This window comes from Burkholderia sp. BCC0506 (assembly GCF_902833145.1).
Taxonomy (GTDB): Bacteria; Pseudomonadota; Gammaproteobacteria; order Burkholderiales; family Burkholderiaceae; genus Burkholderia.
This window is the reverse complement of the sequence record NZ_CADFEN010000004.1, coordinates 1-14,752: the sequence shown is the minus strand read 5'-3', so window position 1 is coordinate 14,752 and position 14,752 is coordinate 1. Positions and strand designations below refer to the sequence as shown.

Below are 14,752 nucleotides of genomic sequence, written 5' to 3'. Positions count from 1 at the left end.
ACATGAAGCGGGCGGCGTGCGCGAGCCGGGCGCCCGCGCATTCGCAAACGCAGGCCCGCTCGCCGCTTCCCGCCGACCGTCCCCGTTTTTTCGGCTTGACGACCCCGGATCGCCGCAGGATAAACTGTATATCCATACAGTGTCATCGCGGTAAAAATGATCCTCCCCCCATTCGATCCCCCCAAGCTGAACGACCTCACCGAATGGTGGACGCAGTGCACCTACGCGGACGTCCAGCGTCTGATACTCGAAGTGCAGCACCTGCGCCTGACGCTCTGGGAGTTGAAAGCCCACGTCGCGGACGCATCGCGCCGCATCCGCGTGCTCGATCCGGACATGCTCGCGCACGGGTCCGCGCTTCGGCGGCTCGGCTACCTGCTCGAAAAGGAGATCGAGCGCGCGAATCCGATCGGGCGTACGCGCGACGTATATGCGCCGTTTTCGGACGAATGGCGTGCCCGCGCGGCACTGCGCTGCGCGTTGCGCGCGCAGCCCGGGCCGGCCGAGGCCGGCACGCTGCCGCGCACGATTCCGGAATTTCAGCGCATCACCTGGGCCGAGCTTCGCGATCGCTGGCGTCACCTGAGCGACAAGAAGTCGAATCGGCAGAACGTCGAGCAACGGATGGTGCTCGAGATTGCACGCCAGCGCTCCGTGATCCTGGCGCGGGCGCGCAAGCTGGTCGACGCCGCGATCGCCGAGGCGGCGGCGGATGGCAAGCAACTGTTCGCACTCGATCAGCTCCAGCGGCTGCTGTCCGTCGAGCGGGAAGACGGCGAGCCGTTCATGTACCTGCCGGCGTAGCGCGAACGCGCAATCAATGCGAATGGCGCGCTTGGGTGCCTGCCGTGCGGTCGAACGGCTGCAGCCTCGCAAGCTGCTCGATCGACATCGTGACGACTTCGAGCACGTGCCGCGCGATTTCGTCGTCGGCCATGCCGGCGTTGACGTACTGCTCGATGCTCATCGTGCGGGGTGGATAGCAGCCGGTTTCGTCGTCGACGATGTCGATCCGGGCGGTGCGCCTCTCCGGCGACAGCACGACCTGGACGGTTTTGCCGTGAACGACGGTCTGCATGCACAAGGTGGCCATTCGCAGTCTCCGATTGCGTTGCTTCCGGGCGATCGATACCTCACAACAGGAGTCGTCAATCTACAAATTTCCCGACGCATTCGCAATATTCAGGCATGAATGGCAACCGTTCGGCGTGTCGCGCTCCCGGTCGACCCGATGTCCGCGGCACGGGCATGCGCATACGCTGCGCTACGCGTAGCGGCTCAGCCATTCTTCGGAGAATTGTCTCGCGTACGCGACCGCTTCGGCTTCGGTGTCGAATTCACCCAGCTTGCGGAATGCAGCCTCACGGCTGAAACCTACCTTCGTGACCTCGACCTGCGCGGCGTATTTGCCGGCCTCCGTCACGCGCGGCTCGCAGTTCATTTCGTATCCGCGCATCAAGAATTTCTTCTGCATCGGTTCAACACTTTTTTGAGACGGCGAAATCGTAGCACGCAGCTGCGCGAGCGCTCAAAATGTATCCGCGTCGGTTTCAGTAGAGGAAACCGTCGATCGAATCGCCCGGCAAAAACGGACGGGAGGCCCCCGGTCCGGCCAGTACGCCCTGCGCTGGTGCAGCGCGCCGCGATTACCCGCCGTCTCGTGGGGAATCGCATCCCGGCTCCCCGAATCCCGACCTGAAGGTGTCGAACGCCGCTTCACGCGCTCGCTTCGACGCCGGCCGCGCGTAACGTCATGACACACCTTTCACACAAACGCACCGTTCACCACACTGAATGACGACCATTTTGCGGTAAAGTTATCTTTTCCGTGCGTGGCCGGTCGGCTCGCCATTGGACGTCATGAAGACTGTCCGCCGAGACTGCCGCAAGGCGTCGTTCTGAACGTCACGATCCGTTCCCGTAGCATGACCACTGAAGCAATCACCACGGATTCCCTCGCGGTTGCCGAGCGCGTGCGCGAGCTGATGACCCGCAACGGCATCGGCAAGCGCCAGCAGACCACCGAGCTGTGCCGCATTCTCGATCTGAGTTTCTCGCAAGGCCACCGCAAACTGCGCGGCAGCAGCCCCTGGACGCTCGCGCAGATCAAGAAAGTCGCCGAAGCGTACGGCGAACCCGCCGCCCAGTTGTTCGGCGCGCAAACGCTCGACCCCGGCATGGTCGGCGCCTATTCCCAGGAAGCCGTCCTGTATGCGGGCGTCGCCGAGATTCCGTGCACCGCCTGGATCGGCGCGCCGCTCGAAGCCGGCGCGCGCCCGGAGTTCGTCGCGTACGAACAGCACGGCCGCTGGCGCGTGCTGCGCCATACCGGCGTGCTGTACCAGAACGCGTACGACGTGCACAAGATCGAGATCTATCCGCGCCGCGCGGAGAGCGACAAGCTCGTCGTCGCGGTGATCGACCCCGATCGCGTCAGCGCAACCGAGCTGTGCCGCTATCTCGAACGGCAGGGTTTCGCGACGGCCGCGTTCAACGGTCTCGCGGCGTTCGTCGACGCGCTGCAGGGCCAGGCCTTCGACGCGGTCCTCACCGAATGGCTGTTCGACGACGGCACGGCCGCCACCGCGATCAAGGCCGTGCGCACGTCCGACAACCCGGGCGCGCCGATTTTCGTGCTGACGGGCGACCTGCTCACCGGCCGCGCGAGCGAAGCCGACATCAGCGAAGTGATCCGCGCGTTCGACGTGGTGTGCTACGAAAAACCCGCGCGCATGGCGATCCTCAGCGCCGATCTCGCGAAGCGGCTCGCGCGCGGCTGACGTCGACCGCCGGGCCGGGCGCCCGAATGGCGAACGGCGCACGCCTACACGGCGCCGCGGGCATGAACGGGTTCCTCAGTACAATAGCCGCACCCGTTCACGCCCACGCCGGCATCCGCCGCCCGACGCCATGGCCCGCCTCATCCCCGACGACTGGAAAAGCCTCGCCGCGACCGGCGCGGCCGAACGCGAGCGCGAAACGCTCGCCGCGCTCGAGCACGCGCTGCCCGACAGCTACACCGTGTATCACGGCGTCCACTGGACGCGCGCCGACCAGGCGTTCTCGGTGTTCGGCGAAGCCGCGTTCGTCGTCGTGAGCCCGGCCGGCCGCGTGCTGCTGATCGAGCAGAAGGCCGGTTTCCTGCGCGAAACCCCGAAAGGGCTCGTGAAGGTCTACCTGCAGAAGGAGCGCAATGTCCCGATCCAGCTCGCGCGTACGCAGGAGACGCTGCACCGGCGCCTGACGGCCGCGCTCGGCGCGGGCGTCTACGGCGTCGAGGCGCTGCTGTACTGCCCCGACTACGCGATCCGCGACGCGTCGATCGCCGGCGTCGCACCCGAGCGCATCGTCGATGCGTCGCGCAAGGCGCAGCTCGCGCAAGTGATCCTGCGGATCCTGCCCGAGGACGACGAACCCTTTCCGAACGCGCCGAAGCTCCACCATTTCCTCGCGGACGAGCTCGCGCTCACGCCCGACACGAGCGCGCTCGTCGGGCAGGCCGGCACGCTCGTCACCCGGCTGTCGGGCGGGCTCGCCGCATGGGCACGCCAGCTCGAGTTCACGCCGTTCCGGTTGCGCGTGACCGGCACCGCCGGCTCGGGCAAGACGCAGCTCGCGGTGCAGGTGATGCGCGATGCCGTCGCGGCCGGCCGGCGCGTGCTCTACGTATGCTTCAACCGGCCGCTCGCCGACTACATCGCGCGCATCGCGCCGCCCGGCGCGAAGATCGCGAACTACCACCAGCTGTGCGACTGGGTCGCGCGCGACGGCGGCTACACGCCCGACTTCCAGGTGCCCGGCGAATTCGAACGACTTGAAGCGCGGTTCGCGGACGCGCCGATTCCCGAGCGCTGGCGCTTCGACGTGCTGATCGTCGACGAAGGGCAGGATTTCCATGCACCGTGGGCCGCCGCGCTGGAGCGGCTGCTGGCGCCGGACGGCGCATGGTGGTGGCTGGAAGATCCGCTGCAAAACCTGTACATGCGCGAACCCGTCGCGCTGCCCGGCTGGGTCACGCTGAAGGCGCTCACGAATTACCGCAGCCCGCGCGACCTGCTCGAATTCGTGCGCGACGTCGTCGGCCGGGTCGAACCGCTCGCGGCCGAACTGCGCTCGGGCAGCCCGTTCGACGGTTCCGATCCGTCGGTGTCGGCATACGGGGAAGACGGCGCGTCGGGCGACGCATTGGCGCAAGCCTGCATCGACGCGACCAAGCGCGCGATCACGCAGGCGCTGTCGCTGGGCTTTCGCAAGCAGGACATCGCGGTGCTGTCGTACCGCGGTCGCGAAGGGTCGGTGCTCGCGCCGCTCGATCAGCTCGGCCCGCACCGGATCAAGCGCTTCACCGGCAAGTACGACCTGTTTGGTAATCCCGAATATCGCGAAGGCGACGTGCTGCTCGATTCGATCTACCGCTTCAAGGGCCAGTCGGCGCCGTGCGTGATCCTCACCGAAGTCGACTTCGACACGCTCGACGCGCGAGCCGCGCGCAAGCTGTTCGTCGGCGCGACACGCGCGACGATGAAGCTGCTGATCGTCGCGTCGTCGCGCGCGGCGGCGCAACTGGCGCACGCGGCGGGTTGACGCGGCAGGCGGGCACGCCCCTGCCCGTTACCGGAACGATCACCGACATCGTGGTTGTTGACACAATCGGGCACATTTCGCGATGCTCCGCGCCCTTGTCCACGCTCGTTTCGACCTGTTTCGGCAATACCTGACGGTTTGTCCGTTTGCAGCCGGCTTTTACGATGCCAGGCCATTCGTTGCAAACGGGATAGCCCATGGCCGACGCAAAAAAGCTGCCTTACTACAAACCGAAAAAAGGGTTGTTCGGATCGGAGTTGAGGGAATACAAGGGTTCCCGAGGGTGCGTTCCGCTCGATACGCAAAGGAGCGTGTCGATCGACAGGCTTGCACCGGGGGAAAAGCCGCCTCCTCCGCCACCGAAACCGATTTCCAGGCCTTCGAATGCCCCGAAGCCTCCTGCCGCCCCTCAACCGCCGCCGCAAGCCGATCAGGCGATAACCAAAAGGCCACCAACGCAGGCGGATTCCGAGGTTTCGAAAACCCGCCCCCTTTCGACCTCCAGGATGTGCCAATCGCAATGGACAATCTGGGCTGGAAGGTTTCAGCCAGGCTTGCGCGGATCTGGTTTGCGGGCGCTGCGCATATTTACAATAACGATCCAGCGTCAGCCCAGCCGCTGAATGACATGCAGCCATCGGAAATGTTGAAATTTTCAGCGAAAAATACTTTAAATACGAAAAATCGGGCACCTTCTATTGCCTAAGCGCCTCTGGAAAAATCACGCACATCTATGTTTACGTGAAAGACAACCACTCTTTCAATGGAAAACAACTTTAATCTTGGTGAGATATGCCGAATAGAGCCATCAGATACATTGGCCTAGCCATTGCCATTTATATATGCACAGGTTTGGCCATTCATTTCAATCGCCCCACCTACGGCCAATGTGATTTCCATGATCGCCCGGATACATTAGATGGCGGCATAAAAAACATGAACGGCGTTTGGTATCGATTCAAGCTGTGTGGCACTGGCGGGAATGATCAGGACGCGACCGACGACGACATCGAACTAAGCGTGTTTAGTGAAAATGGCGAGCTTCTTGCGAGACGATATTTCTCCGTCAACTGGTATCACGGAGATAGCTCTCACCCGCCCCTGCGTTACGAGGGCAACCTGGTTCGCTATATCGACTTGACCGATGAATCGAATTACAAGAAATATCTGACAATCCCGCCGTCCAAGTGGGATTGGCTTCGCGCCAGATTGCCTTTGTTTTAAGGGTTACAACCTAAGTTTTTGATTTATAAGACAGACTGCGCGCTCGGATCACCGACGAGAGCATCGACCAACCCGCGAAAACAAGTCGCATCAGCGCACAGATCCGCGGCAATTCACCTCGTCACGCTCAAGCCACCCGAAACGCCCCCACCGCCCGACGCAACCCATCCGCCTGCTCCTCGAGCGACGCAGCCGCGGCCGCCGCCTGCTCGACGAGCGCCGCATTCTGCTGCGACACCTGATCCATCTGCGACACGGCGCGATTCACCTGCTCGATTCCGTCGCGCTGCTCGCTCGAGGCGGCCGCGATCTCGGTCATGATGCCCGTCACGCGTCCGATCGCCTGCTGGATATCCTGCATCGTCGTGCCGGCGACGCCGACGAGCCGCGAGCCGTTCGCGACACGTTCGACCGATTCGCCGATCAGTGTGCGGATTTCCTTCGCCGCGGACGCCGAGCGTTGCGCCAGCGTGCGCACCTCGCCCGCGACCACCGCGAAGCCGCGGCCCTGCTCGCCCGCGCGCGCGGCTTCGACCGCCGCATTCAGCGCGAGGATGTTGGTCTGGAACGCGATGCCTTCGATCGTGCCGATGATGTCGGCGACCTTCTGCGAGCTCCGGTCGATCTCGTTCATCGTGCCGATCACCTCGCCGACGACCGTCGCGCCGCGCGTCGCGATCTCGCTCGCGCTGTCCGCGCAAGCCTGCGCCTCCAGCGCGTGGTCGGCGTTCTGCTTCACGGTCGCCGTCAGCTGCTCCATGCTCGCGGCCGTCTGCTGCAGCGCCGACGCCTGTTCCTCGGTGCGCTGCGACAGGTCGGTGTTGCCCGCCGCGATCTGGTGCGTCGCCGTCGAGATCGCTTCGGTACCCTGGCTGACCTGGCGCACCGTATCCGCGAGGCTGCGCTGCATGCCCGTCACGCCTTTCACCAGTTCGGCCATCTCGTCACGCGACGACCAGCGCACTTCCGACGTGAGGTCGCCGTCCGACAGGCGACGGAAATGCGACAGCAGGCGGTTCACCGGTTGCGTGATCGCGAAATGCAGGCCGATCGCGCAGCCGAGGCACGCGGCCAGCCCGAATGCGATGCCCGCGATCGCGCCCATGCGCATCCAGCCGTAATAGGTCTGCGCGGTGTCGTACACGGCCTTGCCACGCGCGGCCTGGTACGCATCGAGCGCGTCGGTCGCCTGCGTGAGCGCGACCGACAGCGGCGGTGCGACCGTCATCAGCAAGCGGTCGGCTTCGTCGCGCCGCCCTTCGCGAATCGCATCGATCATCGGCTTCAGCGCCTGCCCGATCAGCGCCTGGCGCGCGGCGTCGAGGCGGCTCGCGAGCGGGCCCTCGTCGCCGTCGTGCGGCATCGCCGCGTAGGTGCGCCACGCCGTGTCGGCCTTCGCGAGATAGCCCTCGGCCTTCTTCACGAGATCGGGCACCTCCGGCGCGTCCGGATGCAGCAGCGCACGGTCGAGCGTGGTGCGCACGATCGTCAGGTTCAGGCTCGCCGCGGACAGCGCGGTCTTCGCCGCCAGTTGCCGCGTGTAAGCCTCGTCGAGGGCGCGGTTCGAGCTCTGCATGCCCGCGAGGCCGATCAGCCCCGACACGACGAGCAGCGCGGCGACGAGGCCGAGCGTGGAGAAGATCCGCGTACGGATCGAGAAACGGGAAAACAGGGCGTTCAGGTTCATGACGGCACGTGAGCGATGAAAAAGGCCGCGGCAATCGGTCCGCGGCACGCTGTATTACGGTTTGCCTGCAAAAAACTTGAGTCCGCGCCTGCTTTCCGGCTGATCGTCGTCAATTTTTCGGGCGGGGCAACCTCCTGTTACGACTGCAACATATCGAGGCTCGGCAGAAATTGACTAGTCAATCATCCATGACTATATTTCGATCCAGTTTCCTGCCATGGCAGATATCTCGATGACAACCGATACCCTCCTCACTCCGCCGGCCGCCGATACGGCTCGCCGCGACGCGCCGACCGGCCTGATCGTCGCCGCGCTGTTGCTCGTCATGCTGCTGTCCGCGCTCGACCAGACGATCGTGTCGACCGCGCTGCCGACGATCGTCGGCGAACTCGGCGGGCTGGACCAGTTGTCGTGGGTCGTCACCGCGTACCTGCTGTCGTCCACCGTCGTGCTGCCGCTGTACGGCAAGCTCGGCGACCTGTACGGCCGCAAGATCGTGCTGCAGGCCGCGATCGTGCTGTTCCTCGCCGGCTCCGCGCTGTGCGGCGTCGCGCAGGACATGACGCAACTGATCGTGCTGCGCGCGCTGCAGGGGCTCGGCGGCGGCGGCCTGATGGTCGTCACGATGGCCGCGATCGGGGATCTGGTGCCGCCCGATCGCCGGGCGCGCTATCAGGGGATGTTCGGCGGCGTCTACGGCCTCGCGACGATCGTCGGCCCGCTGCTCGGCGGCTTCCTGGTCGAGCATCTTTCATGGCGCTGGATCTTCACGATCAACCTGCCGCTCGGCGCACTCGCGCTCGCGGTGATCGGCATGGCGTTCCGGCCGCACACCGCGCACGTGAAGCACCGGATCGACTACATGGGCGCCGCGTTCCTCGCGACGGCCCTCACCTGCGTGATCCTGTTCACGAGCGAAGGCGGCTCGCTGCTGCCGTGGACGTCGCCGCAGCTGTGGATGACGCTCGTGCTCGGCCTCGTCTCGATCGGCGGCTTCATTTATGAAGAGCGCCTCGCGGCCGAACCGATCATGCCGCTCGAGCTGTTCCGGCATCGCACCTTCGTGCTGGTCAGCCTGATCGGCTTCGTGGTCGGCATCGCGCTGTTCGGCTCGGTGACGTTCATCCCGCTCTACCTGCAGGTCGTGAAAGGCTCGACGCCGTCGCAGGCCGGCATGCAGCTGCTGCCGATGATGGGCGGGATGCTCGTGACGTCGATCGTCAGCGGGCGGCTGATCTCGCGGCTCGGCTCGTACCGGCCGTTCCCGATCGCGGGGACGCTGATCGGCGGCGTCGCGATGGCGCTGCTGTCGACGCTGGCGCTCGATACGCCGCTGCACACGATGTACGCATATATGGCGCTGCTCGGGATCGGGCTCGGCATGGTGATGCCCGTGCTGACGCTCGCCGTGCAGAACACGGTCGAATTCCGGCACATGGGGGTAGCGACGTCGGGCGCGACGCTGTTTCGCTCGATCGGCGGCTCGCTCGGCGTCGCCGCGTTCGGCGCGCTGTTCTCGCACGGGCTGCAGTCGCGGCTGATGCAGGCGCTGCCGGCCGGCACCGAGCTGCCGCCCGCGCTCGGCCCGGCCGCCGTGCACCAGTTGCCGGATGCCGTGCGCGACGCGTACCTGCACGCGTTCGCCGGCTCGCTGCACGTCGTGTATCTGGCGGCCGCGACGGTGATCGCGATCGCGTTCGTGCTCGCGTGGTTCGTCGAGGACGCGCCGCTGCGCAAGCACCACTGAGCGGCGGGCCAATCGCGACGCGACCGTCGGGCCGCGTCGCGTTCCACCCGCACCCGCCGTCACGCCAGCAGCACGACCCCGCCCGTCGTCGCGCGCGACTCCAGCAACCGGTGCGCATCGGCCGCCTGTTCGAGCGGCAGCCGCGCGCCGATTTCGACGTGCATTCCGCCCGCGAGCCGGTCGAGCGTCGCGCGCGCCGCCTCTCGATACGCGCCGACGTCGCGCGCGATGAAACCGAGCACGCTCGGCCGCGCGAGCGCGATCGAACGGGCCGGCCCGAGTTCGTCGAGATCGAACGTTTGCCGCGCGCCGATCGCGGCCACCTGCCCGATGCTCGCGACCATGCCGAACGGTCGGATCGCCCCGAGCGTGCGGGTCAGCACGTCGCCGCCGATTCCGTCGATCGCGTAGTCGACGCCCGCCCCGCCGCCGAACGCCCGCGCGGCCGCGACGAAATCCTCCTCGCGATAATCGACCACCGCTTCGGCGCCGTGCGTGCGCACGAGCGCGGCTTTCGCGGCCGATCCGACCGTGCCGATCACCCGCGCGCCGAGCGCACGCGCCCACTGCGTCGCGAGCAGCCCGACGCCGCCGGCCGCCGCATGCACGAGCACCGTATCGCCGGCGCCGACCTGCCGGACGCGATGCAACAGCATGTAGACGGTGATCCCCTTCAACAGCCCGGCGGCGGCGGCTTCGTCGCTCAGCGCGTCGGGAATCGGCAGCACGCGCTCGGCCGGCATCGTGCGCAGGCTCGCATAGCTGCCGGTCGGCATGCCCGCATACGCGACGCGCTGACCGGGCACGAGCGCCGTCACGCCCGGCCCGACCGCGTCGATCACGCCGGCCGCCTCGACGCCGAGCGCATCCGGCAGCGCGGGCAACGCGTGCGCGCCGGTCCGGAAATAAATGTCGACGAAATTCACGCCGATCGCGGTCTGGCGAATCCGCACCTCGCCGGCGCCCGGCGGCGCAACGGGCGCATCGACGCGGCGCAGCACGCCGGCGTCGCCGTAACGGTCGATTCCGATCCGGATGGCATTGGCAGTTTGGGTCATCACGTTCCTCGCTATCGAATGAAGTGACACCATCATCCCATCGTGCATAATCGAACGGAATTCACGTAGAACGCCCAATTACTGTGCAAAATTCGACCGATCGCGATTCTGTCACCCCATCCGCGCTGCCGATGAGCTGGGACGACATCCGCTACTTCCTCGCGGTGATGCGCGGCGGCAGCCTGTCGGCCGCCGCCCGGGCGCTGCAGGTCCAGCACTCGACGGTCGCACGGCGCATCGACGCGCTGGAGTCGGCGCTCGGGATCCGGCTGTTCGACCGGCTGCCGCGCGGCTGGCCGCCGACCGACGAAGGGCTGCATCTCGCCGAACACGCCGCGCGCCTCGAAGCCGACGCGCATGCGTTCGCGCGCGCGGCGCAAGGCGCGGCCGCGCTCGACGGCGTGGTGCGCGTATCGGCGTCGCCGGTGTTCGCCAGCCATTTCCTCGCGCCGCGGCTGGCCCGCGCGCTGCGCGCGTGGCCGGCGCTGCGGATCGACCTGATGGGCGAGATGTATGCGGCGAACCTGTATGCGCGCGAAGCCGATCTCGCGGTGCGGCTGTCGCGGCCGAGCGAGCCGGGGCTCGCCGCGCGCCGGCTCGGGACGATGCGCTTCGCGCTGTGCGCGGCACCGGAATGGGCGGATGCGCCGCCCGACACCTGGCCGTTCGTCGGCTACGACGACGCGCTCGCGCAAACGCCGCAGCAGCAATGGCTCGAACGCTTCGCGGCCGGGCGCCGCTTCGCGTTCATCGCCAACGACCTGGCCGCGCAGCATCGCGCATGCGCAGCCGGGGCCGGCGTCGCGCTGCTGCCGCGGTTTCTCGTCGACGATCCGGCCGCGCACGCCGGCGCGCCGCTCGTCGAGCTGACGGCCGCGCCGCGTTGCGACATCGAGCGCGAGATCTGGCTCGTCGTTCACCCGGACGTGCGCCGGTCGCCGCGCGTGCAACGCGTCGCCGACGCGATCGCCGATGCGGTTCATGCGGCGGACGGCCGCCTGTAAGCCGCCGACACCGCAAACGGCTTTGCCACGCGCGGCGGCGGACGGCATAGTAGCGTTTTGACTTCAACCGCCCTGCCGCCATGTCCACCGCTTCCGCCTGCGTCGTGCGCGACGCGACCGACGCCGATCTCGATGCGATCCACGCGATCTATGCGCACCACGTTCGCCACAGCGTCGCGTCGTTCGAGGAAACGCCGCCCGACGTCGCCGAACTGCGCGCACGCCGCGACGCGGTGCTGAACCACGGGCTGCCGTATCTCGTCGCCGAATGCGACGGCCGCGTGGCCGGCTATGCGTACGCGACGCCGTACCGCACGCGCAGCGCGTACCGCTTCACGATCGAGGATTCGATCTACATCGACGATGCGCAGCGCGGGCGCGGGATCGGCCGTGCGCTGCTCGCGGCGCTGATCGCGCGCTGCGAGGGCGGCCCGTGGCGGCAGATGATCGCGGTGATCGCCGACGGCGGCACCGGCGGCTCGACGTCGCTGCATCGCGCGTTCGGCTTCGAACCGGCCGGCCTGCTGAAAGCGGTCGGCTTCAAGCACGGCCGCTGGATCGACACGGCGCTGCTGCAGCGCCCGCTCGGCGGCGGCGCGAACGCACGCCCCGCCTCGCCCGAGCCGGCGTCGGCGCGCTAGAATGGCCGCATGTCAAAACAGACTCATTCCACGCCCGACGAGGCCACGCCGGATTCCCGCAACGAGTACACGGTCGACGAACTCGCGCGCGTGTCCGATACGACCGTGCGCAACGTCCGCGCCTACCAGGATCGCGGGCTGCTCGCGCCGCCGGAAAAACGCGGGCGCGTCGGCATCTACGACGACACGCACGTCGCGCGCCTGAAGCTGATCAACCATCTGCTCGCGCGCGGCTACACGCTGTCGAACATCCAGGACCTGATCAAGGCGATCGACGAAGGCCACGATCTGCGCTCGATCCTCGGCCTCGAAAACGCGATCGGCGGCCGCTGGTCGCACGAGCTGCCGAAAACCTACTCGATCGCGCAACTCGCGCAGATGTTCGGCCCGCAGGCGACCACGCAACTGTCGCGCGTGACCGAGCTCGGGCTGCTCGAACGGCGCGGCCTGTCGTTCGTCGCGAAGAGCCCCGCGCTGCTCGAGGCGGCGGCCGCGATGACGAAGGAAGGGATTCCGCCGCGCGAGCTGCTCGACGTGATCAGCCTCGCGCGGCCGCATTTCGACGCGATCGCGCGGCTGCTCGTCGATCTCGTCGTGAAGCGGCTCGACCGCTACGACGCCGGCACGCTGCCGCCGGCCACCGACGTGCCCGAACTGGTCGACGCGATCTGGCGCCTGCGCCCGCTCGCGGCCGTGTTCGTCGAAGGCGAGACGAACCGCGCGCTCGAAACCGCGGCCGGCGCGTATCTCGGCGGGCGCGTTGCCACGATCCTCGACAAGAAGCTCAGCGACGAGGCCGCGCGGCAGTCCGGCACGACGGATACGTCCGATTCGGCAGGCAACGACGACAAAGCATAGCGCCGTCGCCGTCATATCCATATCGGCAATGCTTCGTTTGCGGGCACGATCGCCCGTGCGACGATTCTTCCAACCGAGCGGCACCGGCCGCTCCCCCGAAGATGTCTCGCATGGAGTTCGTTCGATGATTCGTTTCACCCGCTGGATCGCCCGCGCCGCCACCGTCTCGCTCGTTGCGCTGTCTGCCGCGTCGGCATTCGCGCAAGCCGGCGCCGACAAGATCGTGCGCATCGGTTATCAAAAGGCCGGCCTGCTGTCGATCGTCAAGGCGCAGGGCGCGCTCGAAGCGCGGCTCAAGCCGCTCGGCTACGGCGTTCAATGGTTCGAATTCCCGGCCGGCCCGCAACTGCTCGAAGCGCTGAACGCGAACAGCATCGATTTCGGCTACACGGGCGCGCCGCCGCCCGTGTTCGCGCAGGCGGCCGGCGTGCAGTTCGTCTATGTCGGCGCGGAACCGCCGGCGCCGCACAACGAAGCCGTGTTCGTGAAGGCCGATTCGCCGATCCGGACGGTGGCCGCCCTGCGCGGCAAGAAGGTCGCGCTGCAGAAAGGCTCGAGCGCGAACTACCTGCTGCTCGAGGCGCTGAAGAAAGCCGGCGTGCGCTATGACGAAATCCATCCGGTGTATCTCGCGCCGGCCGACGCGCGTGCCGCGTTCGAAAGCGGCAACGTCGACGCGTGGGCTGTCTGGGATCCGTACTACGCGGCCGCGCAGAACGCGCTGAAGGTGCGCACGCTGTCCGACTACACGGGGCTCGCGGCGACCAACAACTTCTACGAGGCGACGCGCGGTTTCGCGCAACAGCATCCCGACGTGGTCGGCGCGATCCTGAAACAGGCGCGCGAAACCGGCCAGTGGGTCAACGGGCATCCGGCCGACACGGCCGCGCTGCTCGCGCCGAAGGTCGGGCTGCCCGAGGCGCTCGTCGAGACGTGGATCAAGCGCGTGCCGTTCGGTGCGGTGCCGATCGACGCGCGCATCGTCGCCGCCCAGCAAGGCGTGGCCGATGCGTTCTACGCGGCGAAGCTGATTCCGCAGAAGCTGAGCGTGGCCGACAACGCGTGGGTCGACAAAACCGTGGCGAGTGCGCTGGCGGCGAAGTAATGCGCCGCGCGGCGCGCTGATTCGAACGGTTGACAACTACCACTGCAATGGTCGATGCTTCAGCACATGAGCCGCCAAGCATCCACCATCGCGCTGATTATTCGCACCATTCTTCGAATGGTGGGTTAGCGCGCATCCGGCTCAACGACGACAACCCGCCCCTGAGGCGGGTTGTTTCATTTCCGCCCAGGGCATTTCAAACCCGCCCTCGAAAGGAAATGACCGTGTCCTTGTTCCGAAGCTCGCCTGACGCTTGCACCGCGCCTGTCAAGCAGGCTCAACCTCCGATCGACTACGTCAAGAAAATTCTCACCGCCCGGGTGTACGACGTCGCGCGTGAAACCGAACTCCAGCCGGCCCGCAACCTGTCGGCCCGGCTGCGCAACGCCGTGTACCTGAAGCGCGAGGACAACCAGCCGGTGTTCTCGTTCAAGCTGCGCGGCGCGTACAACAAGATGGCGCACATTCCGGCGGATGCGCTCGCGCGCGGCGTGATTACCGCGTCGGCCGGCAACCACGCGCAGGGCGTCGCGTTCTCGGCGGCGCGGATGGGAATCAAGGCCGTGATCGTCGTCCCGGTCACGACGCCGCAGGTGAAGGTCGACGCGGTGCGCGCGCATGGCGGCCCGAGCGTCGAGGTGATCCAGGCGGGCGAATCGTACAGCGATGCGTACGCGCACGCGGTCAAGGTCCAGCAGGAGCGCGACCTCACGTTCGTCCACCCGTTCGACGACCCGTACGTGATCGCCGGCCAGGGCACGATCGCGATGGAGATCCTGCGCCAGCACCAGGGCCCGATCCACGCGATCTTCGTGCCGATCGGCGGTGGCGGGCTCGCGTCCGG

At 67.0% G+C, this 14,752-nt stretch carries 15 protein-coding genes; 11 read left to right on the top strand and 4 right to left on the bottom strand.

The features are described 5' to 3' along the window. The first annotated feature begins 156 nt into the window (after positions 1-156). Positions 157-804 carry a hypothetical protein gene (locus HWX62_RS10115; RefSeq protein ID WP_175928719.1) on the top strand — a complete coding sequence of 216 codons (648 nt, stop codon included), beginning with the start codon at positions 157-159 and terminating at the stop codon, positions 802-804. Positions 805-817: 13 nt separating this feature from the next. Here HWX62_RS10115 and HWX62_RS10110 read toward each other — a convergent pair whose 3' ends face one another. Both HWX62_RS10110 and HWX62_RS10105 read right to left on the bottom strand, forming a co-directional pair. Beyond that, positions 818-1,093 carry a hypothetical protein gene (locus HWX62_RS10110; protein ID WP_175928720.1) on the bottom strand — a complete coding sequence of 92 codons (276 nt, stop codon included), beginning with the start codon at positions 1,091-1,093 and terminating at the stop codon, positions 818-820. A 171-nt stretch (positions 1,094-1,264) separates the two neighbouring features. Next, positions 1,265-1,474 carry a hypothetical protein gene (locus HWX62_RS10105; RefSeq protein WP_034204620.1) on the bottom strand — a complete coding sequence of 70 codons (210 nt, stop codon included), beginning with the start codon at positions 1,472-1,474 and terminating at the stop codon, positions 1,265-1,267. Between the two features lie 451 nt (positions 1,475-1,925). Here HWX62_RS10105 and HWX62_RS10100 point away from each other — a divergent pair, with 451 nt between their 5' ends. The 4 genes from HWX62_RS10100 to HWX62_RS10085 all read left to right on the top strand — a co-directional run bounded on the left by HWX62_RS10100 (position 1,926) and on the right by HWX62_RS10085 (position 5,808). Then, complete coding sequence (locus tag HWX62_RS10100; RefSeq protein WP_175928721.1) at positions 1,926-2,780, top strand: helix-turn-helix domain-containing protein; 855 nt, start codon at positions 1,926-1,928, stop codon at positions 2,778-2,780. 130 nt (positions 2,781-2,910) lie between these two features. After that, positions 2,911-4,584, top strand: a complete 1,674-nt coding sequence (locus tag HWX62_RS10095) for an ATP-dependent helicase (RefSeq protein WP_175928722.1) — start codon at positions 2,911-2,913, stop codon at positions 4,582-4,584. Between the two features lie 82 nt (positions 4,585-4,666). After that, entirely contained in the window at positions 4,667-5,290 is a 624-nt protein-coding gene (locus HWX62_RS33045) for a DUF6402 family protein (protein WP_244136009.1), read from the top strand. Between the two features lie 146 nt (positions 5,291-5,436). After that, a complete protein-coding gene (locus tag HWX62_RS10085) occupies positions 5,437-5,808 on the top strand; it encodes a hypothetical protein (RefSeq protein ID WP_244136008.1) in 372 nt (123 codons plus the stop codon). A gap of 127 nt (positions 5,809-5,935) precedes the next feature. Here the strand turns inward: HWX62_RS10085 and HWX62_RS10080 are convergent, their stop codons facing one another. Beyond that, a complete protein-coding gene (locus HWX62_RS10080) occupies positions 5,936-7,495 on the bottom strand; it encodes a methyl-accepting chemotaxis protein (protein WP_175928723.1) in 1,560 nt (519 codons plus the stop codon). Between the two features lie 232 nt (positions 7,496-7,727). On the opposite strand from HWX62_RS10080, the gene HWX62_RS10075 reads away from it, so the two are divergent. After that, complete coding sequence (locus tag HWX62_RS10075; protein WP_175928724.1) at positions 7,728-9,242, top strand: MDR family MFS transporter; 1,515 nt, start codon at positions 7,728-7,730, stop codon at positions 9,240-9,242. A gap of 59 nt (positions 9,243-9,301) precedes the next feature. On the opposite strand, the gene HWX62_RS10070 is transcribed toward HWX62_RS10075, so the two are convergent. Next, a complete protein-coding gene (locus HWX62_RS10070; protein WP_175928725.1) occupies positions 9,302-10,300 on the bottom strand; it encodes a quinone oxidoreductase in 999 nt (332 codons plus the stop codon). Between the two features lie 131 nt (positions 10,301-10,431). Here HWX62_RS10070 and HWX62_RS10065 point away from each other — a divergent pair, with 131 nt between their 5' ends. The 5 genes from HWX62_RS10065 to HWX62_RS10045 form a co-directional block, all read left to right on the top strand. Next, positions 10,432-11,304 (top strand): LysR family transcriptional regulator, encoded by an 873-nt coding sequence (locus HWX62_RS10065; protein WP_175928726.1) that lies wholly within the window; start codon positions 10,432-10,434, stop codon positions 11,302-11,304. A gap of 80 nt (positions 11,305-11,384) precedes the next feature. Next, positions 11,385-11,945, top strand: a complete 561-nt coding sequence (locus tag HWX62_RS10060) for a GNAT family N-acetyltransferase (RefSeq protein ID WP_175928727.1) — start codon at positions 11,385-11,387, stop codon at positions 11,943-11,945. A gap of 9 nt (positions 11,946-11,954) precedes the next feature. Beyond that, a complete protein-coding gene (locus tag HWX62_RS10055; RefSeq protein ID WP_175928728.1) occupies positions 11,955-12,803 on the top strand; it encodes a MerR family transcriptional regulator in 849 nt (282 codons plus the stop codon). 124 nt (positions 12,804-12,927) lie between these two features. Continuing rightward, positions 12,928-13,908, top strand: a complete 981-nt coding sequence (locus tag HWX62_RS10050; protein ID WP_175928729.1) for a sulfonate ABC transporter substrate-binding protein — start codon at positions 12,928-12,930, stop codon at positions 13,906-13,908. A 218-nt stretch (positions 13,909-14,126) separates the two neighbouring features. Beyond that, the coding region (locus HWX62_RS10045) for a pyridoxal-phosphate dependent enzyme (protein WP_244136007.1) at positions 14,127-14,752 on the top strand (626 nt) is incomplete at its 3' end.